At 58.7% G+C, this 17,030-nt stretch carries 17 protein-coding genes; 3 read left to right on the forward strand and 14 right to left on the reverse strand.

Annotated elements, in window-relative coordinates; all coding sequences use genetic code 11:
* The first annotated feature begins 33 nt into the window (after positions 1 to 33).
* Positions 34 to 363 carry a Rieske (2Fe-2S) protein gene (locus M8R19_RS27180; RefSeq protein WP_249919441.1) on the forward strand — a complete coding sequence of 110 codons (330 nt, stop codon included), beginning with the start codon at positions 34 to 36 and terminating at the stop codon, positions 361 to 363.
* A 101-nt stretch (positions 364 to 464) separates the two neighbouring features.
* Here the strand turns inward: M8R19_RS27180 and M8R19_RS27185 are convergent, their stop codons facing one another.
* The 4 genes from M8R19_RS27185 to M8R19_RS27200 form a co-directional block, all read right to left on the reverse strand.
* Positions 465 to 1,331, reverse strand: coding sequence for an EthD domain-containing protein (locus M8R19_RS27185; protein ID WP_249919442.1), 867 nt, complete (start codon positions 1,329 to 1,331; stop codon positions 465 to 467).
* A gap of 74 nt (positions 1,332 to 1,405) precedes the next feature.
* A complete protein-coding gene (locus M8R19_RS27190; protein WP_249919443.1) occupies positions 1,406 to 2,197 on the reverse strand; it encodes an SDR family oxidoreductase in 792 nt (263 codons plus the stop codon).
* A 23-nt stretch (positions 2,198 to 2,220) separates the two neighbouring features.
* The gene (locus M8R19_RS27195; protein WP_249919444.1) at positions 2,221 to 3,624 is read right to left on the reverse strand and encodes an aldehyde dehydrogenase family protein; all 1,404 of its coding nucleotides are present in this window, start codon (positions 3,622 to 3,624) and stop codon (positions 2,221 to 2,223) included.
* A gap of 117 nt (positions 3,625 to 3,741) precedes the next feature.
* Complete coding sequence (locus tag M8R19_RS27200) at positions 3,742 to 4,152, reverse strand: ester cyclase (protein ID WP_249919445.1); 411 nt, start codon at positions 4,150 to 4,152, stop codon at positions 3,742 to 3,744.
* Positions 4,153 to 4,470: 318 nt separating this feature from the next.
* On the opposite strand from M8R19_RS27200, the gene M8R19_RS27205 reads away from it, so the two are divergent.
* Positions 4,471 to 5,514 (forward strand): AraC family transcriptional regulator, encoded by a 1,044-nt coding sequence (locus tag M8R19_RS27205; RefSeq protein ID WP_249919446.1) that lies wholly within the window; start codon positions 4,471 to 4,473, stop codon positions 5,512 to 5,514.
* A gap of 398 nt (positions 5,515 to 5,912) precedes the next feature.
* On the opposite strand, the gene M8R19_RS27210 is transcribed toward M8R19_RS27205, so the two are convergent.
* From M8R19_RS27210 to M8R19_RS27240, 7 genes are all read right to left on the reverse strand, one after another.
* Complete coding sequence (locus M8R19_RS27210; RefSeq protein WP_249919447.1) at positions 5,913 to 6,842, reverse strand: electron transfer flavoprotein subunit alpha/FixB family protein; 930 nt, start codon at positions 6,840 to 6,842, stop codon at positions 5,913 to 5,915.
* Positions 6,842 to 7,591: an electron transfer flavoprotein subunit beta/FixA family protein gene (locus tag M8R19_RS27215; protein WP_249919448.1), complete on the reverse strand. Its 750-nt coding sequence runs from the start codon at positions 7,589 to 7,591 to the stop codon at positions 6,842 to 6,844. Before M8R19_RS27215 ends, M8R19_RS27210 begins: the two co-directional genes overlap by 1 nt.
* Before the next feature lie 61 nt (positions 7,592 to 7,652).
* Positions 7,653 to 8,804 carry an acyl-CoA dehydrogenase family protein gene (locus tag M8R19_RS27220; RefSeq protein WP_249919449.1) on the reverse strand — a complete coding sequence of 384 codons (1,152 nt, stop codon included), beginning with the start codon at positions 8,802 to 8,804 and terminating at the stop codon, positions 7,653 to 7,655.
* 43 nt (positions 8,805 to 8,847) lie between these two features.
* Positions 8,848 to 9,918, reverse strand: coding sequence for an enoyl-CoA hydratase/isomerase family protein (locus M8R19_RS27225; protein ID WP_249919450.1), 1,071 nt, complete (start codon positions 9,916 to 9,918; stop codon positions 8,848 to 8,850).
* A 2-nt stretch (positions 9,919 to 9,920) separates the two neighbouring features.
* Positions 9,921 to 10,814 (reverse strand): 3-hydroxyisobutyrate dehydrogenase, encoded by an 894-nt coding sequence (mmsB, locus tag M8R19_RS27230; protein WP_249919451.1) that lies wholly within the window; start codon positions 10,812 to 10,814, stop codon positions 9,921 to 9,923.
* 26 nt (positions 10,815 to 10,840) lie between these two features.
* Entirely contained in the window at positions 10,841 to 11,614 is a 774-nt protein-coding gene (locus M8R19_RS27235) for an enoyl-CoA hydratase (protein ID WP_249919452.1), read from the reverse strand.
* 52 nt (positions 11,615 to 11,666) lie between these two features.
* Complete coding sequence (locus tag M8R19_RS27240) at positions 11,667 to 13,190, reverse strand: CoA-acylating methylmalonate-semialdehyde dehydrogenase (protein ID WP_249919453.1); 1,524 nt, start codon at positions 13,188 to 13,190, stop codon at positions 11,667 to 11,669.
* A gap of 144 nt (positions 13,191 to 13,334) precedes the next feature.
* Between M8R19_RS27240 and M8R19_RS27245 the strand changes: the two genes are divergently transcribed.
* Entirely contained in the window at positions 13,335 to 14,255 is a 921-nt protein-coding gene (locus M8R19_RS27245) for a LysR family transcriptional regulator (RefSeq protein ID WP_249919454.1), read from the forward strand.
* A 607-nt stretch (positions 14,256 to 14,862) separates the two neighbouring features.
* On the opposite strand, the gene M8R19_RS27250 is transcribed toward M8R19_RS27245, so the two are convergent.
* From M8R19_RS27250 to M8R19_RS27260, 3 genes are all read right to left on the reverse strand, one after another.
* Positions 14,863 to 15,471: a hypothetical protein gene (locus tag M8R19_RS27250; RefSeq protein ID WP_249919455.1), complete on the reverse strand. Its 609-nt coding sequence runs from the start codon at positions 15,469 to 15,471 to the stop codon at positions 14,863 to 14,865.
* A gap of 155 nt (positions 15,472 to 15,626) precedes the next feature.
* A complete protein-coding gene (locus M8R19_RS27255) occupies positions 15,627 to 15,842 on the reverse strand; it encodes a YgdI/YgdR family lipoprotein (protein ID WP_249919456.1) in 216 nt (71 codons plus the stop codon).
* 72 nt (positions 15,843 to 15,914) lie between these two features.
* Positions 15,915 to 17,030, reverse strand: coding sequence for an ABC transporter permease (locus M8R19_RS27260; RefSeq protein ID WP_249919457.1), 1,116 nt, complete (start codon positions 17,028 to 17,030; stop codon positions 15,915 to 15,917).

The raw sequence follows: 17,030 nt of genomic DNA on the forward strand, positions 1-17,030 counted from the left end.
ATGCCCTGTATTGGTTATGATAAGGAGATTTTCATGAGTACATCTGATACCGCCGAGCGGACCGTTTTTCATCGCGTTGGTTCGGTCGCCGCGTTGCGTGGCGGCCAGCCCCTCGAGGCCACCGTAGAAGGTAAGATCATTGCAGTTTTCGCAGTAGGCGATGGGGTTGTCGCCACCCAGGGCATATGCCCACATGCGACAGGACCGCTACATGAAGGTGAAATCGAGGGGAGAGTGCTCACCTGCCCATGGCATGGCTGGCAATTCAACCTGGACTCTGGTGTTTGCGAAGAAGACCCGTGCTTGAAGCTGGAGCGCTACGAAGTGCGCATCGAAGGGGACGATATCTTGGTGCGTGTCTGACGGCCTGCCACAGTGACAGAACGGACGACGGTCATGGACCGTCGTCCGTTTTTTATTTTCTCGTTTACGGATGTTGGCAATGTGTTAAGGCGAGCCAGGCCTCAACTCAATGTTGCCGATGGAGAGATGCCGTAGATGCAGCGTGTGACTGTCTCCGACAGCTGATTGACGGCGCCTGTGGCATTAATTGTCTGCAGCGCGTCTAGACCGCGTAGGCCGAGTTGGGTAGGACGTCCCCCCAGAACCATCGTGTAGGTGGCCGCAACCGGATAAAGCTGCAGCTTGCCGATACCCTCGAACAAGCCGGAAGGGGCATTTTCGATGGCGTCCCGAATGCTCATCAGTGTTTCATCCATGTCCCTTCCACTGACTTGCAGCACGGCATCAAAGGTAGTAGCGGGCGTCTGGCAGTTATCTACGCCTTCGGTATCCCACTGCGACGGATCACCGGAGGCCAAGTTGTGGATCTTCAGCTTGGATATGTACGCTTGGTTTGAAAGCGTGATCAGCAGACGCTCCAACGTGGTGGCAAATTCGTTCTCGCTGCGGCCTGTACGTCTGCCGAGCAGGATGAAAAAACTGGCAGCGGTATCCGACGAATTATCCAGATAGATGCGGCTTGCGCCTGGCTCCAGATTGTACAGCAGAGAGGCTTTGAAGACGTTGCGCTCGTCTGCCTGGATATGGACGGCGACTTCACTGCTGGCCAGTCCAGCACGAGCCTCGGCGTCGGCGAAGGTAACTTCGGCGATGCCGTGGAATCGGGCTGTAGGGAGGATCGAGCGGGATATGTGAGAGGGCAATGGTAGACCCCGTACCGCTGCGCCCAAGTGAAACTGTACATAGGACTCGAACCCTGGGATGCGGGCGGCCAAGACTCCGTGGACGTCGCGCCAGTATTTTGAGAACAGCGGAGAGGACAGCCCGTCCTTTTTGCTCAGGAGGGCGATGGTGGTGACGGGATTCATGCTGATTTATCCTCGGGCCGTCGCCGCGCGTGTGTTGAACACACGGCGGCGGGCAAAGTGTGAGGGGAGAGGATTCAGGGGGCGCCGAGCAGGCCGCCGTCGAGTGCGGTGATGCCGCCGGTCAGGTAAGCACCGGCCCGTGAACTGAGGAAAATCACTGTGCCGCCGATATCTTCCAGGCTGCCAAAGCGTCTTGCCGGGATTCTTTCCAGCATCGAGCGCTTCAGATCGGGTACGGCTGCGAAGAAGCCAGCGGTCATGTCACTGGGGAAATAACCGGGGGCGATAGCGTTGACATTGATGTTGCGGCTGCGCAAATCCGAGGCGAGCATGCGTGTCAGTTGGTGTATGCCGGCCTTGCTGCAGCCATAGGCGTAAGCGCCGTTACTCTGTGGCATTAGGCCACCAATGGAACCAATATTGACGATGCGCGCCGGATCATCGGTGCTTGCTCCTGCTTCAAGTAGCGGCAGCAATGCCTGAGTCAGCAAAAATGGGGCGCGAAGGTTGAGTTCCATCAGACTGTCCCAGCTTTGGCCGCTAATGCTGCCAATTGGCTCAGCGCTGAAGGTGCCTGCATTGTTGACGAGGATATGCAGTTCAGTGATGTGGCTACCCAGTTCCTTCGCCAGAGCGCGTACTTCCTCCTCGGAAGACAGGTCATGGCGCAAAAACGTGCAATGACCATATCGCGCCAGCTCTCCGGCCAGTTGCTCTCCGGCTTCTTGCGAGCGCCCGGTGATGAATACCTGGCATCCGGCCAATACCAAAGTGCGGCTTATCAGTGCGCCTATCCCCTTGGCTCCGCCGGTAACCAGCGCAGTCTTGCCGCTCACGGAAAATAATTGCTCATAAATGGACGCCATGGCGTTCCCTCCGTGGCCACCCATCATATGGCCGCGACTTTGTTGATGTTGATCACTTGGGGGGCGGTGTATTCCAGCAGCCCTTCATGCCCGGATTCCACACCGATACCCGACTGTTTCCGTGTCGGGAAGGGAATCGAGGGGTCAAGGGCGCAGTGCTGGTTGATCCAGACAGTGCCACTGTCAATTCTGGCAGCGATGGCCTGAGCAGCGTTCAGATCCTTCGACCAGACCGAGGCGCCGAGGCCTAGTTCAGAACGGTTGGCGCGCTTGATTACATCATCGATGTCGGTGTAGCGGATTATCGGCAGGATCGGCCCGAACGGTTCCTCATCCACAAGTGGGGTGCCGTCATCGATATCGCGGACTACGGTCAGTGCGACGAAATAGCCTGGGCGCTCCAGGCGATGGCCGCCGGCGATGATCCGGCCATGCTGGCGAGCGTCGTCCAGGTAGCCGAGCACCTTGTCCAGTTGCGCCTTGTTCTGGATAGGGCCGAACTGGCAGTGTGCGTCGTTGCCGACGGCGGCTGCGTTGGCCAGGGCTGCCATTTCCTCGCACAGCGCATCGTAGATCGCATCGTGGACGTAGAGCCGCTTGATGATCGCGCACACCTGGCCACTATTGAAGAATGCGGCACCGAACAGTGCAGGCGCTACAGCCTTCGGGTCCACGTTCGGCAGTACGATGGCGGCATCATTGCCACCGAGCTCCAGGGTCAGGCGCTTCAGGGTGTCGGCGGCCGAGCGCATGATCAGCTTGCCAGTGGCGGTCGACCCCGTGAAAGAGACCTTGGCGACCTGGGGGTGCTCGACCAGCGCCGCTCCCGCCGCGTTGCCGCCGGAGACGATGTTCAGCAATCCTCGTGGTACGAGGTTGGCGACCAGTTCACCGAAACGCAGCACGCTCAGCGGCGAAGTCGGTGGTGGCTTTAGCACTACGCTGTTGCCCGCCAGCAGTGCCGGCGCGATCTTGCTGAGAGACAGGTAGAGCGGCGCGTTCCAGGGAGATATGGCCGCGACCACGCCGAGCGGCTTGCGATGCAGTTCGACCCGGCTGTTGCTGTCGTCGGCGATGATTTCTACATCGAGTGACTGGTCGGCGAAGAACTCCAGGTAACGTCGCGCCAGATCGACTTCGAAATGAGCGAGAGGCAGGGGGCGTCCCTGTTCGCTGACCAGCAGCGTGGCAAGTTCATCGGCATTTTCTTGCAGAGCCTTGGCCAGGTGCTGCAGCAACTGCCGACGCTCTTCGATATCGGTTGTACGCCAGGCTTCGAAAGCGGTAACAGCCGCTTTTACTGCACTGTCGATCGTCTCGGCATCGGCGTCTGAAACTTGGGCGATGACGCTTTCGTTGGATGGGTCTATGACTGGAAGATGATGAGGCGCTTCGGTCAGGCGACCGTCGATCAGCATGTGGAACATTGCATTTTCTCTTGTTCCGACGCCTGGCTGCTCAGGCATGACCGTCAGGTGGTCAGCGGCGGCAGGCGTTCATCCTGGGGGAAGGGCGGCGGACAGGGCCGCCCCGGGCGACAACACCTAGCTAATGGCGCCGAGCTGGCGCAGCACGGGCGCTGCATCCCAAATGCTGCGTTCGAGGATGATCTTGCCATCCTTCCAGCCCATGACCGTGACACCGCGTGTCTTGGTGATCTTGCCGGCGGCAGGAACGCCAAGGAAGTCGCCGGCATGCTTGGCCTCCCAAGTCCATTGGAAGGAGCCGAGCTTGTCGTCACCGACGTAGTCGAAGACATCGAAGCGGTTGTAGGCCTTGTTGGGGTCCTCGATGACGAAGCCGGAGAAGAATTGGCGCAGGGCCGCGAGATCGTTGTTGATACGTAGGTCGAAGTTGACGTCCTCGAATTCGAACCGGTCAGAGTAAAGGGACATCAGTTCGTCGGTGCGATCGGCGAAAAGGCCAATCCAGTATTGGGACCATTGAAGGTTCATGGGAATCTCCTGGCGGATCGATTTATTGTTGTGGTGGCCGAGGTGCTGCCGAGAGTCAAGCTAACGTTCAGGGCAGAGAATGGCGATGGCACGTAATGCCAATGCCGGGCTGAACGTGACAATGTGCCTTGGGAGGTCGCCAGCAGGTGCCGTCTCGTTTTGGCGGAGAGCCCCGGCGGCTCTGGCCTAGGAGGTTGTCGAGGCGGGCGAGCTGCTCCTGAGGTGGATGTTGACAGACGTTATGCTCTGTGAGTCTATTGGAGAACAAAAATAAGACGGACACCCGTGGCGCGATATGCCGGGTGCGAGGAGATGATCATGAAGTCGGGACTCTCAAGTTGGGTGTTGGCCATCGCTCGTACACTTGACTGTGTTGGTGTGCCGCATGAGCGGATATTTCGCCAGGTTGGGATGGATCCTGCAGGGCTTGAGTCGGGCAACAATCGCTACTCTCAGGAAATGGTCAGCCGCTTGTGGCGGGCGGCGATCCAAGAAACCTCGGACCCCCATTTTGGCCTGAAGGTTGCCGCGCAGATTCGGCCTTCGACTTTTAATGTGGTCGGCTATGCCATGAGTTGCAGCGCCACTCTCGGTGACGCCCTGCATCGCTTCGCGCGTTACGCCAAATTGATCTCGAGCTCCGCGACGGTGACACTTGCCGAAACCCCCGAGCACTTGCACCTTTCCTTCAGTTTCGATACCGGCGGAGCGCCGCCAATCTACCAAACCCTGGACACCGTCATTGCAGGTCTAGCCTGTTTCACTAGTTGGATCGCTGGGAAGCCGGTAGCGCCTCTTGAGGTGCACTTTAGACACGAGCGTCCTGCTGATGTGACTGCTTACACGAACCTATTGAAATGCCCGATTTATTTCGAACAGCAAGAAGACAGCATCCTCTATCGAAGCGAAGATATGAATCGTCCGATTCTGTCCGCAGATGAAAATCTGGCTGCATTACTTGACGGCGTGGCCATTACTCAAATGGCTCAACTGTCGGAGCGCTTTTCCAAGAAGGTGCGCGATTGCCTGTTGAGGCAGTTTTCCGAAGGTGAAATATCCCGCCGTGGCACCGCAGATCTCATGCATATGACTGAGCGGACGATGCTTCGTCGCTTGAAAGATGAAGGGACGACCTTCCAGGAGGTTCTAGACCGTCTGCGTGAAGAGCTTGCATATGAATACCTGAGCCGCTCGGACGTCACGGTGCAGTCCGTTTCTTTGATGCTTGGTTTCTCTGATGCGAGTACCTTTTCTCGTGCCTTCAAGCGTTGGACAGGGCGCCGACCTAGTCTGGCCCAGCAAGAAAAAACTGTAGGACGGGCGCCTCAGGTATTTGGTACTTCAGCCTTTGGTTTACGTTAAACCGTTTGGACGAAAGAGCGCCCAAGTTGGGGTACAGGCTTAGGCTCAACGAAGGTAGGGGCATCGCAGTCGACATACCTTGCATGTTCTTGATGGCCTTCTTGGTATCGTTGAAGGCTCCAGGTGGCATAGCCGTTGGCCATGCGTTTGTCGACGATCATGGTGCGCGTCTTATATATCATTGAGGAATGGCATACCGGTGATGGGGGGCTTCACCGGTTGTCCACGTCATTACCTCACACTCGGATCGTATCGGCTTGCTCTAGCTCCGATCTCCTCCATCCCGAACAATTGGTCGTAGGGAAGACCTTTGACTCAGCCTGGAGCATGTTCATGTGGTCCGGCATGCAGTCTTATTGCTAGACAGGCAGGCCGTGGTCGGCCTGCCTAGTGATAGCTCAGAATGTGCTGGTCAACTCCGGCACGGCCTCGAATAGATCGTCCACCAAACCATAGTCGGCGATCTGGAAAATCGGTGCCTCTTCGTCCTTGTTGATGGCGACGATGACTTTCGAGTCCTTCATGCCCGCCAGGTGCTGGATAGCGCCGGAAATGCCTGCGGCGACGTAGAGTCGTGGGGCAATGATCTTACCGGTCTGGCCGACCTGCATGTCGTTCGGTACGAAGCCGGCGTCGACCGCGGCGCGGGAAGCTCCGACGGCGGCGCCCAGCTTGTCGGCCAGGGCGTAGAGGAGCTTGAAGTTGTCGCCGTTGCCCATGCCGCGGCCACCGGAGACCACGATCTTGGCGGTGGTCAGCTCCGGACGGTCGGACTTGGCCAGTTCCTCGCGTATGAAGGCCGAGGTGCGTGAGTCGAACGCGCTGTTCACGACTTCCACGCTGGCCGAACCTCCTTGCGTACTGGCCGCGTCGAAGCCGGTGGCACGTACGCTGATGACCTTGACCGGGGCCGAGGACTGCACGGTGGCGATGGCGTTGCCAGCGTAGATCGGACGTTTGAAGGTGTCGGCGCTGAGCACCTCGACGATCTCGGAGATCTGGTCGACGTCCAGCAGCGCGGCGACGCGCGGCAGGTAGTTTTTGCCGTTGGTGGTGGCGGGCGCCAGCGCATGGCTGTAGTCGCAGACCAGGGAGACCACCAGGGGGGCGACGTTCTCCGGTAGTTGGTGGGCGTAGGCGGCGTTGTCGGCGAGCAGCACCTTGGCCACGCCGGCGACCTGGGCGGCGGCCTCGGCCACGCCACCGACGTCCTGCCCGGCGACCAGCAGGTGGATTTCGCCGCCGATCTTCTGCGCGGCGGTGACGGTGTTCAGGGTGGCGCCGGCCAGGGCGCCGTCGTTGTGCTCAGCGATTACCAGGATAGCCATCAGATCACCTTCGCCTCGTTCTTCAGTTTCTCGACCAGTTCGGCCACGGACGTGACCTTGATGCCGGCGCTGCGGGCAGCCGGTGCCTCGACCTTGAGTGTCTTGACGGTGGAGCCGGTGGACACGCCTAGGGCGTCCGGGCTGACCACCTCCAGCGGCTTCTTCTTCGCCTTCATGATGTTCGGCAGCGAGGCGTAGCGCGGCTCGTTCAGACGCAGGTCGGTGGTGACGATCGCCGGCAGGTTCAGCGCCACGGTCTGCAGGCCGCCGTCGATCTCGCGGGTGACATTCACCTTGTCGCCAGCGATTTCGACCTTGGAGGCGAAGGTGCCCTGGGCATAGCCGGTCAGCGCGGCGAGCATCTGCCCGGTCTGGTTGTTGTCGCTGTCGATGGCCTGCTTGCCGAGGATCACCAACTGCGGCTGCTCGCGCTCGACCAGGGCCTTGAGGGCCTTGGCGATGGCCAGGGAACTCAGCTCTTCGCCGGTTTCCACCAGGGTCGCGCGGTCGGCGCCCAGAGCCAGGGCGGTGCGCAGTTGTTCCTGGGCAGCACTGGGGCCGACCGAAACCACCACGATCTCACTGGCGACGCCCTTCTCCTTCAGGCGCACGGCCTCTTCCACGGCGATTTCGCAGAAGGGGTTCATGGACATTTTCACGTTGGCGAGATCGACGCCGGAGTTGTCCGCCTTGACGCGGACCTTGACGTTGTAGTCGACCACGCGTTTAACGGCAACAAGGACTTTCATAAAGGGCTTCTCATGGAAATAGAAAAAGCAGGGCTATGGAAAATCGCCTGCGTAATGAGGCTCACAGGCTATAGTGAGCCAACTCACGGGCGATCAGCAGGCGCTGGATTTCGCTTGCGCCTTCGTAAATCTGGGTTATGCGGGCGTCGCGGTAGTATTTCTCTACCGGGTAGTCCTCCAGGTAGCCGTAGCCACCATGTACTTGGATGGCCTTGGAGCAGACTCGCTCAGCCATTTCCGAGGCAAACAGCTTGGCCTGTGAAGCTTCTGATAGGCAGGGAACTCGGGCACTTTTTAGTCGTGCTGCATGTAACACCAATAGGCGCGCAGCATTGAGTTGGGTATGCATATCGGCGAGCAGGTTGGCTACGCTCTGGTGTTCGATGATGGGTTTGCCGAATTGGATGCGTTCGCGTGCGTATCTCAAGGCCGCTTCGAATGCAGCTCGCGCTATACCTAAAGCCTGGGCAGCAATACCGATACGCCCACCTTCGAGATTGGCGAGGGCAATTGCCAACCCCTTACCGCGTTCGCCTAGCAGGCTGTCTTCGGGGATGTGGCAGTTGTTTAGTGTTACTGCACAGGTGTCGGAGGCGCGGATGCCCATCTTGTGTTCACTGCGATCAACCACAAAGCCGGGGGTGTCGGTCGGCACCAAGAAAGCGGAAAGCCCTTTTTTGCCTAGCTCCGGATCTGTGACAGCAAAGACAATCGCCAACTTGGCGCGTTTACCATTGCTGACGAACTGCTTGGCACCGTTAAGTACCCACTGCCCATTTCGAAGTTCGGCTCGGGTACGGAGATTGTGCGCTTCGGAACCTGCCTGTGGTTCCGTCAGGCAGAAACAACCTATGGCCTGTCCGCTAGCCAGGCTCGGTAGCCATTCATTTTTCTGTGCCCAAGTGCCATAGAGCAGGACTGGCCCGCAACCGACAGAGTTATGGATGCTCATGAGGGCTCCAGTGGCACCATCACCAGCGGAAATTTCTTCTACCGCCAGAGCGTAGGCAACATAGTCAACATAGGTACCGCCCCATTCTTCCGGCACTACCATGCCAAGCAACCCTAGCTCGCCCATCTGCGCCACCATGGCGTCGTCGATCCAGCCCGCTTTTTCCCAGGCTTGCGACTTAGGTGCAATCTCACTGCGAGCGAAATCGCGGGCCATGTCGCGGATCATGCGTTGCTCTTCGCTCAATTCGAGGTCATGCATCGAGTTTTCTCTATTTTTTAAAGTACGACTTAGGTGCGCAGCGTCATGTTTGGGCAGGCTGGAAGCCGTCAAAGAGCTCGTTTACGCGGCTGGCATCGAGTTGCTCCAAGGTTGGAGGGTTCCAGCGTGGCGTCTTGTCCTTGTCGATGAGGAGCGCACGCACTCCTTCCATGAGGTCACCCTTGGCAAACCACTGTCGGTCGAGGTGTAGCTCCAACTCGAAGCAGTTGGCCAGAGACAAGGTACGGCCCAGGCGTAGCAGTTTCAGGGTGGTACTTATGGCTAGCGGCGAGCGGTTGTTGAGCAATTCGACCGTTTGCTCAGCCCAATCCTGGTACTCAGGGCGGCTTTCTGCCTGTAGTGAGGCGCGGACCGCAGCCAGGTCGGGTTGCGCGAAGTGCTCGTCGATGGCTGGATGCAGGGCCTTGAGCTCGGCCCCCGGCAGGCGGTTATTGGCCAGGCTGGAAAGCAAACCAGCTAGGGTTTCCCGCGGCGGGTGGGCCCAGATGATCTGATCCAGACGGCGATCGAATTCCCTGATCTGTTCGCTTGGGAGGCACCAATCGGCAAGTCGTACATACAGTGCATCGGCGGCACGGATTTGGATGCCGGTGATTCCGAGATAGAGGCCCAGCTCACCCGGCAGGCGAGGAAGGAAATAGCTACCGCCAACATCCGGGAAATAGCCAATACCGGTTTCCGGCATGCCCATCTTCACTCGCTCCGTGACAACTCTTAGTGCTGCGCCTTGGACTAGGCCCATACCGCCACCAAGAACGAAGCCATCCATCAGCGCGACAATGGGTTTGGGGTAGCCGTGGATGTATTGGTCAAGGGCGTATTCTTCCTCAAAGAAGATATGGTGCAGGTCGGTGCCGGCCCGGTAACTGTCGTACAGTGCACGAATATCTCCGCCGGCGCAGAAGGCTTTTTCGCCATTGGCGCGTAGCACCACGGCGAGGATCGCCTGGTCGTCTGCCCAAGCCTGCAACTGTTGCTGCAGGATGCGGATCATCGGCAGTGTCAGTGCGTTCAGCCCGGCTGGGCGGTTCAGCGTCAGGTGGCCGACACGATTGCGCACTTCGACCAGTACTGGGGCTCCGGCATCGCTCATGCTCATGCCTCTTTTTTGCGGTATAGGTTGATGATGGCGGAGAAGTCCAGGGCGCCGTTGCCTTGCAAGCTGAAGGCCTGATATAGCTGCTGTGCCGCCGCGCCAAGCAGCACCGGCGTATGCGCCTGCTTGGCCGCTTCGGTGGCGAGGCCTAGGTCCTTGAGCATCAGGTCGGTGCCGAAGCCGCCGCTATAGCCGCGCGATGCCGGAGTATTGTCCATGACGCCGGGGAAGGGGTTGTAGGTATCCGAGCTCCAGCAGCGACCGCTGGAGGTATTGATCACCCCGGCCAGCACGCTGGCATCCATGCCTAGGGCAACGCCGAGGGCCATGGCTTCGGCCACGCCGATCATCGAGATTCCTAGCAGCATGTTGTTGGCGACTTTGGCAACCTGGCCGTTACCGGTCCCGCCGCAGTGCACGATATTCTTGCCCATCGCGGCAAGGATTGGCTGGGCATGCTCGAAGTCGCTTCGAGCACCTCCAACCATGAAAGTCAGGGTGCCAGCTGTCGCGCCACCAGTTCCGCCGGAGACTGGTGCGTCGAGCATCGGGTTGCCTTGGGCGAGGGACGCATTGGCCACCTCGCGAGCACTGTGGGGATCGATGGTCGAGGAGTCGATCAGCAGCACACCGGGACGGACGTTGGCCAGCAGGCCATCGGTGCCAAGGTAGACACCCTTCACATGGGGGGCCGCCGGTAGCATGGTGATGATCACCTCGACATCACTTTGCGCCAATGCAGCGGGGGATGCGGCTGCTGTCGCGCCGGTTTCGACCAGGCCGGCGACCGCGCTGGCGGAAAGGTCGAAGACACTCAGCCTGTGACCGGCTTTGAGCAGATTGCGGGCCATGGGGGCGCCCATGTTGCCGAGACCGAGAAAACCGATATGCATGGTGGAAACCTCTTGTTCTTGTTAAGTCAGCAATGCTTGAACTGTGCCTGCCGCTTCTCGACGAAGGCAGCCATGCCTTCCTTCTGATCGAAGGTGGCGAAGATCGCGTGGAACACCCGACGCTCGAAGCGCAGGCCTTCGCTGAGACTGCCCTCGAAAGCGCGGTTGATGCTTTCCTTGACCATGAGGGTGGCGGTCAGTGATTTGGCGGCGATGTCCTGAGCGACCTTGAGGGTTTCTTCGAGCAAATGGTCGAGCGGGAAGACGCGGGCGACCAAACCGGCGCGCTCGGCCTCCTCGGCATTCAACTGGCGACCGGTCAGGCATAGCTCCATGGCTTTGGATTTACCTAGGGCGTGGGTCAGGCGCTGGGTGCCGCCGATTGCCGGTAGCACGCCGAGGGTGATTTCCGGCAGGCCGAAGCGGGCATTGTCGGCGGCATAGATGAAGTCGCACATCAGCGCCAGCTCGCAGCCGCCACCCAGGGCGTAACCAGCCACAGCGGCGATAATCGGCTTGCGCCGGTTGGCGATGCGATCGGCCGCTGCGAAGAAATCGTCCAGATAGATCTGAGGAAAGGTCAGGTCGGCCATTTCCTTGATGTCGGCACCGGCAGCGAAAGCCTTGGGCGAACCGGTGATGACTATGCAGCCGATGGCCGGGTCGTTTTCCAAGTGGTCGAGAGCCCGGTTGAGTTCAGCGATCAACTGGCTGTTCAGCGCGTTGAGCGCTTTCGGGCGGTTCAGGGTGATCAGCCCGACCCGGTCCTGGATGTCCATCAGCAGGGTTTCCAGTTGCATATCTTTGCCTCCTAGCAAGCGGCCGGCGCAACTGGGCGCCGGCCGCGCCGGATCATTTCAGGTTGATGGTGGTGTTGACGGTGCCGCCTACTTCGTTTTCGTCGAACCAGCGTTGGGTGACGGTCTTGGTCTGGGTGTAGAACTGCACTACCTGCTTGCCGTAGGGGCCGAGGTCGCCGAGTTTGGAAGCGCGCGAGCCGGTGAAGGAGAACATCGGTACCGGTACAGGGATCGGCACATTGATACCCACCTGGCCGACGTCGATCTCTTCCTGGAAGTGGCGGGCAGCGGCGCCAGAGCGGGTGAAGATGGCTGTGCCGTTACCGTTGGGGTTCGCGTTGATCAGCTCAATGGCTTCGTCCAGGGTTGCAGCGTGCATTACGCAGAGTACCGGGCCGAAAATCTCTTCCTTATAGATACTCATCTCTGGGGTGACGCCAGAGAAGATGGTCGGGCCGACGAAGTTGCCTTTGGAGTAACCGGAAACCTCCGGTTTTCGACCGTCCAACACCAGTTCCGCACCCTCGTTAACACCGCGCTCGATGAGGCCGCTGACGCGGTCCAGGGCGGCACAGGAAACCACCGGGCCGACATCGGTGCCTGGTTCGACACCGGCACTGACCTTGAGCGACTTAGCCTTTTCGGCCAACTCCGGCAGCCAACTTTGTGCTTCACCCACCAGAATCGCTACCGATAGCGCCATGCACCGTTGGCCGGCCGCGCCGAAGGCGGCTCCGGCGAGGTTGTTGAGGGTCTGCTCCTTGTTGGCGTCGGGCAAGATAATGGCGTGGTTCTTCGCACCCATCATGCACTGCACACGCTTGCCGGCCAGCGAGGCGCGGTTGTAGACGTGGGTGCCAACCTTGGTCGAGCCGACGAAGGAAATGGCCTTGATGTCCGGGTGATCGCAGATCAGGTTGACCGCTTCGGCTCCGCCATGGATGACGTTGAGTACCCCGGCCGGGACGCCGGCATCCAGGGCCAATTCGACCAGACGCATGGTCACCATTGGGTCCTGCTCGGAGGGTTTGAGGACGAAGGTGTTACCGGTGGCGATAGCCATGGGGAACATCCACAGCGGGATCATCGCAGGGAAGTTGAAGGGGGTGATGCCAGCGCAGACACCCAGCGGCTGTAGCAGGGTGTAGGTGTCGACGCCGCCGGCGACATTGTTGGCCAACTCGCCGAGTTGCAGGTTGCCGATGGCGGCGGCGTGCTCGACCACTTCCAAGCCGCGGAACACGTCGCCTTCGGCGTCGGCCAGAGTCTTGCCTTGCTCGGCAGTGAGGATCGCCGCCAGCTCCTTCATGTTCTCGCGGATCAGTTGCTGGTACTTGAGGAAGATACGTGCACGGGCACCGATCGAGGTCTTCTTCCAAGTCTTGAACGCGATCTTGGCGGCGGCCACGGCTGCGTTCATCTCATCTTCGGTGGCGAAGGGCACGCGGGCCAGCACTTCCTGGGTAGCGGGGTTGATTACCTCGCGCCACTGGGTGGTCTTCGATTCGACGAGTTCGCCACCGATCAACAGCTTGATAGTGGGGATCGCATTCTGAGTATTGGCTTGCGCGGTCATTGCTTATGGCTCCGGCTTTTAAGAGCAGATATGGAGGGGCGGCTTTTAAGGTTCAGGCAATGATGCTAGGGTGCGTTTTTGTTTGTATCAATGCGGATAAATGCAGGGCTTGTATGCGTTTTTGCATGGTCACGAGGCGAATGAATGGACTGGGACAATTTGCGTTATTTCCTTGAGCTTTCTCGCGTTGGCACATTGAGTGCTGCGGCCCGTCGATTGGGGGTCAATTACACGACTGTGGCGCGGCGCATTCAGGCGTTGGAGAAGCTCTTGGATGCGCAACTGTTTTTGCGTGGAGTGGCCGGTTACAGCTTGACTGAGGCGGGGCGTGATCTGCTGCCACAGGCTGAGGCTATGGAGAGTGCCTTCTCTACCATTGAAAAGACCCATGAGAGCCAGCGGGAGAGTCTGTCCGGTCATGTACGCATTGGTGCGACCGAGGGCTACGGTGCGCTAATGCTCGGCCCACAACTGGCTGAATTCACTCAACAACACCCGAACTTGGGAATTGATCTGCTGGCAGTACCGCGCATGGTGCATCTATCGCGGCGTGAGGCCGATATTGTGATCACTTTAGAGCGGCCTGAGCGTGGGCCGTTCATCATCACCAAATTGACTGACTACGTGCTCAAGTTGTACGCCTCAAGTGACTACCTTGAGCGCCACCCGACGATACGTAGCGGGGAGGATCTACGCCAGCACAGCTTTGTCAGCTATATAGACGATCTGCTGTATAGCAAGGAGCTGTTCTATCTCGAGGAGATCGGCAAGCCCCTGCACATTGCTCTGCGCAGTACCAGTATTTTGGCCCAGCATCAGGCTACGGCTGCGGGGGCGGGGATTGCCATTCTACCGTCGTTCGCGGCGGACGCTGATGCGCGCCTGCAGTGCGTGCTTGGCGAGCAGATAGCCTTCACCCGAACCTTCTGGATGCTGATGCCCATTGAGCTTAAGGACATTGCTCGGATGAAAGCCACCTGGAATTTCCTGCGTGAAAAGGCTGATGCCAGTCAGTCGCTCCTGATGGGAGCATCCAACTACAGAATTATCTCGGCCTCAGGTTGAGACAATTTGCCTGTGTCGATCAGCTACGACGGATGATGCAGGGGGGAGAGTCGTACCCGTCAATGTTGACCTCTGTAAACACCGTACAGATGCGGATCTGTTTGACGCCTCCCGGAAAGAGTTATGCGTAATAGGACTGCATGCCAACTCTGGTGTCTTCTCGTTGCCAATAGGGCTACTCCTGGCTCGCGATACCTCGCTACCCATCAGCATGCTGATGCTCAGGTCAAGAGCCCAGCCCTGGAGGGGCGCTAAGGGATGCTGGTCAAAAGTCGCGGATATGCTTTCCACGTGGATAATGAGAGGTGTTCTTGCGGTTTTGGCCCTGCACGAAGAGGTCTAAGCGGTTGGTGCATCATACGCCGCCGCGGCTTCCCGTATTCGTCATGGTCGCAGGCAGGGCTGACCTAGTTTGTGGCGATGTTAGAAAGCTGCTCGTTGACCCAGGCTTTTGGATGATGGGAGCGGTATTCCGTGGTCCATGGGAAAAATGGACGGGCAATTACTCGAACGTAACGATGGCTCTGACGAACCATTTCTTCGTGAGCGAAGTGAGTAATCACCCGTCCGTTGACTCCAGAGTAAAGTACAGATCGGCTAGTTGCTCTCAATGAAGTTTCGAGAATGCTTCCTTGATTTTTTGAGTCGTGCGACGATGAATATCCTTGGTGTTTGAAAGTCCCTCTTTCACTGCTTTCCAGGATTCGTCACTCGCATCTTTCACTTCGCCTATCCGGCTTTGAAATTTTTCGGTTTCAGTCGACAATTGCTGGATGGCGGCATCGAACTCTCTACGCGCCTCCTCAACTGCGATAGCTGCCTGGTCGCGCCATTTCTTGGTGGACTCCTCCCAGTATTGGCGCTGGGCTTGAGCTCGGGCGCTAATGATTCTTTGCACAGTGTCCGCCTGATCTCTGGCAGAAGACAGGAAGCTTTGGAAAGCAGCTTCTGCTTCGGCCCACTCTTTCTCAATTGCCTCCTGGATTTCTTGCGCGTGTAGCTTCGCGATACCGGCCTCTGCCCGCAGGTCGTCGGTGTATTCTCGCAGCTTGGCGCGGGCTTCTTTAAGGCGTGTGAGAGCTCGAATCGCTTCTAAGTACGCATTATTTTTCAGCTTCCCGGTGGCTTTCTCTACCTCTGCGATGGTTGTATCCAGATCATCGAGCTGCTGTTTTGTCCAGGCAATGAGGTCGTGGGTATGTGATTTGTCTGTCATGGTGTTTCTCCCGTCTGGCTTGTGGTGAAAACAGTGATGTTCCGAGGGACTGCTTAACCCTCGCCCACGATGTGGGCGTGGAGGTGAAGAGGGAGTTGGCTCCCTGTGTGGTGCAGTCCGTCTTCAGGTCCATGCTTCAATCGATGGTCGCGTAGTTAGAGATCTTTGATTGTTCGTACTTGATCTTTGTTGAGTCTCTGGAGCTTGCCATCTGGCTGCTTGAATTCGTAGAAGCCGCTCTTGGCGTTGTAGTCGGGAGTGTCCAGTGTTTGGATTTCCCGGCCGTCATTGAGAACAATCAACGACGGGGTGGAGCAGCCGGCGAGGAAGCCGAGCGTGAGCGCCGAGGCGATTAGGGCGGTTTTGTTCATATGGAGACTCCGATAGGTGGTTCATGGTTGTTTTTGGTGTGTTGGCCGGTGTCCTAAGGACTTCCACTCCGGTCAATGAAGGGATTTTCGCAATCGGGCCAACGCTGCGAGAAAGAACAGGCTGCCGATGAGCGATAGGGCCAGTAGCTGTGGCCAGACAACGGACAATCCTCCCGCGCGGAATAGGATGGCCTGCCCCAGTGCGACGAAGTGGGTGGTAGGCGCCGCCAGCATGACGTTCTGTACCAGTTCCGGCATGCTTTCCCGGGGCGTCAGGCCTCCCGAAAGAATCATCAGGGGCAGCAGTACGAGGACCGACAGGAGTCCCAACTGCGGCATTGAGCGGGCTACGGTGCCGAAGAAAATACCCATCGAGGTGGTGCAGAAGAGGTGGAGGGCCGTTCCCAGGAGGAACAGTGGAGCGGAGCCCTGGATGGGTACCTTCAGCCAATCTCCGACAACGAAACGCAGGGTAAGAGCTGAGGCTGCCAAGACCACCAGGCCCATGGACCAGACCTTGGCCAGCATGATTTCGATGGGCGTGACCGGCATCACTAGCAGGTGTTCGACGGTTCCGTGCTCGCGTTCGCGGATCAGCGCCGCCCCGGTGAGAATGATCGCCAGAATGGTGATGTGGTTGATCAGTTGGGTTATTGCACCGAACCAGGATCCGGTCAGGTTGGGGTTGTACTTGATGTGCACCACTGCTTCGACTGGCAGCATCTGTTTGCCACGCCAGCGCTCGATGAACTCCCTGACCTCGTCGGCGATGATCTGCTGGATATGTCCGGCTCCAGTGAATGCCTGGGTGATCGCGGTCGCATCTACGTTGAGCTGGATTGCCGGATTGCGACCCGCCAGCAGATCCTGCTGGTAGTCCGGCGGGATGTTCAGGGTGAAGGTGTAGAATCCGGCATCCATGCCTCGATCCATCTCATCCAGGCCGATGTGCTCGGGCGGCATGAAGTAGGGCATCTGGAAGGCGCTGACGATGCGTGTGGAGACCTGCGAGCGGTCTTCATCGATGACCCCAATGGTGGCGCGGTGCGGAGCCTCCGGCACGGCAGTGGCGCCGGAATAGATGCCCAGAGTGAAGAAGTAGGCGATCAGCAACAACAGGGCTGGATCCCGATATAAGCTGCGCAACTCTTTGATGCCCAGTTGCAGGATATTGCTCAGGTTGGCCAT

The sequence above is a fragment of the Pseudomonas sp. R3.Fl genome, assembly GCF_023516765.1.
GTDB classification, from domain to species: domain Bacteria; phylum Pseudomonadota; class Gammaproteobacteria; order Pseudomonadales; family Pseudomonadaceae; genus Pseudomonas; species Pseudomonas citronellolis.

What these genes read in the sequence shown, in the direction of transcription:
- M8R19_RS27180 (WP_249919441.1), top strand. Translation starts at nt 34, where the DNA reads ATGAGTACATCTGATACCGCCGAGCGGACCGTTTTTCATCGCGTTGGT.
- M8R19_RS27185 (WP_249919442.1), bottom strand. Translation starts at nt 1,331, where the DNA reads ATGAATCCCGTCACCACCATCGCCCTCCTGAGCAAAAAGGACGGGCTG.
- M8R19_RS27190 (WP_249919443.1), bottom strand. Translation starts at nt 2,197, where the DNA reads ATGGCGTCCATTTATGAGCAATTATTTTCCGTGAGCGGCAAGACTGCG.
- M8R19_RS27195 (WP_249919444.1), bottom strand. Translation starts at nt 3,624, where the DNA reads ATGTTCCACATGCTGATCGACGGTCGCCTGACCGAAGCGCCTCATCAT.
- M8R19_RS27200 (WP_249919445.1), bottom strand. Translation starts at nt 4,152, where the DNA reads ATGAACCTTCAATGGTCCCAATACTGGATTGGCCTTTTCGCCGATCGC.
- M8R19_RS27205 (WP_249919446.1), top strand. Translation starts at nt 4,471, where the DNA reads ATGAAGTCGGGACTCTCAAGTTGGGTGTTGGCCATCGCTCGTACACTT.
- M8R19_RS27210 (WP_249919447.1), bottom strand. Translation starts at nt 6,842, where the DNA reads ATGGCTATCCTGGTAATCGCTGAGCACAACGACGGCGCCCTGGCCGGC.
- M8R19_RS27215 (WP_249919448.1), bottom strand. Translation starts at nt 7,591, where the DNA reads ATGAAAGTCCTTGTTGCCGTTAAACGCGTGGTCGACTACAACGTCAAG.
- M8R19_RS27220 (WP_249919449.1), bottom strand. Translation starts at nt 8,804, where the DNA reads ATGCATGACCTCGAATTGAGCGAAGAGCAACGCATGATCCGCGACATG.
- M8R19_RS27225 (WP_249919450.1), bottom strand. Translation starts at nt 9,918, where the DNA reads ATGAGCGATGCCGGAGCCCCAGTACTGGTCGAAGTGCGCAATCGTGTC.
- mmsB (WP_249919451.1), bottom strand. Translation starts at nt 10,814, where the DNA reads ATGCATATCGGTTTTCTCGGTCTCGGCAACATGGGCGCCCCCATGGCC.
- M8R19_RS27235 (WP_249919452.1), bottom strand. Translation starts at nt 11,614, where the DNA reads ATGCAACTGGAAACCCTGCTGATGGACATCCAGGACCGGGTCGGGCTG.
- M8R19_RS27240 (WP_249919453.1), bottom strand. Translation starts at nt 13,190, where the DNA reads ATGACCGCGCAAGCCAATACTCAGAATGCGATCCCCACTATCAAGCTG.
- M8R19_RS27245 (WP_249919454.1), top strand. Translation starts at nt 13,335, where the DNA reads ATGGACTGGGACAATTTGCGTTATTTCCTTGAGCTTTCTCGCGTTGGC.
- M8R19_RS27250 (WP_249919455.1), bottom strand. Translation starts at nt 15,471, where the DNA reads ATGACAGACAAATCACATACCCACGACCTCATTGCCTGGACAAAACAG.
- M8R19_RS27255 (WP_249919456.1), bottom strand. Translation starts at nt 15,842, where the DNA reads ATGAACAAAACCGCCCTAATCGCCTCGGCGCTCACGCTCGGCTTCCTC.
- M8R19_RS27260 (WP_249919457.1), bottom strand. Translation starts at nt 17,030, where the DNA reads ATGGCCAACCTGAGCAATATCCTGCAACTGGGCATCAAAGAGTTGCGC.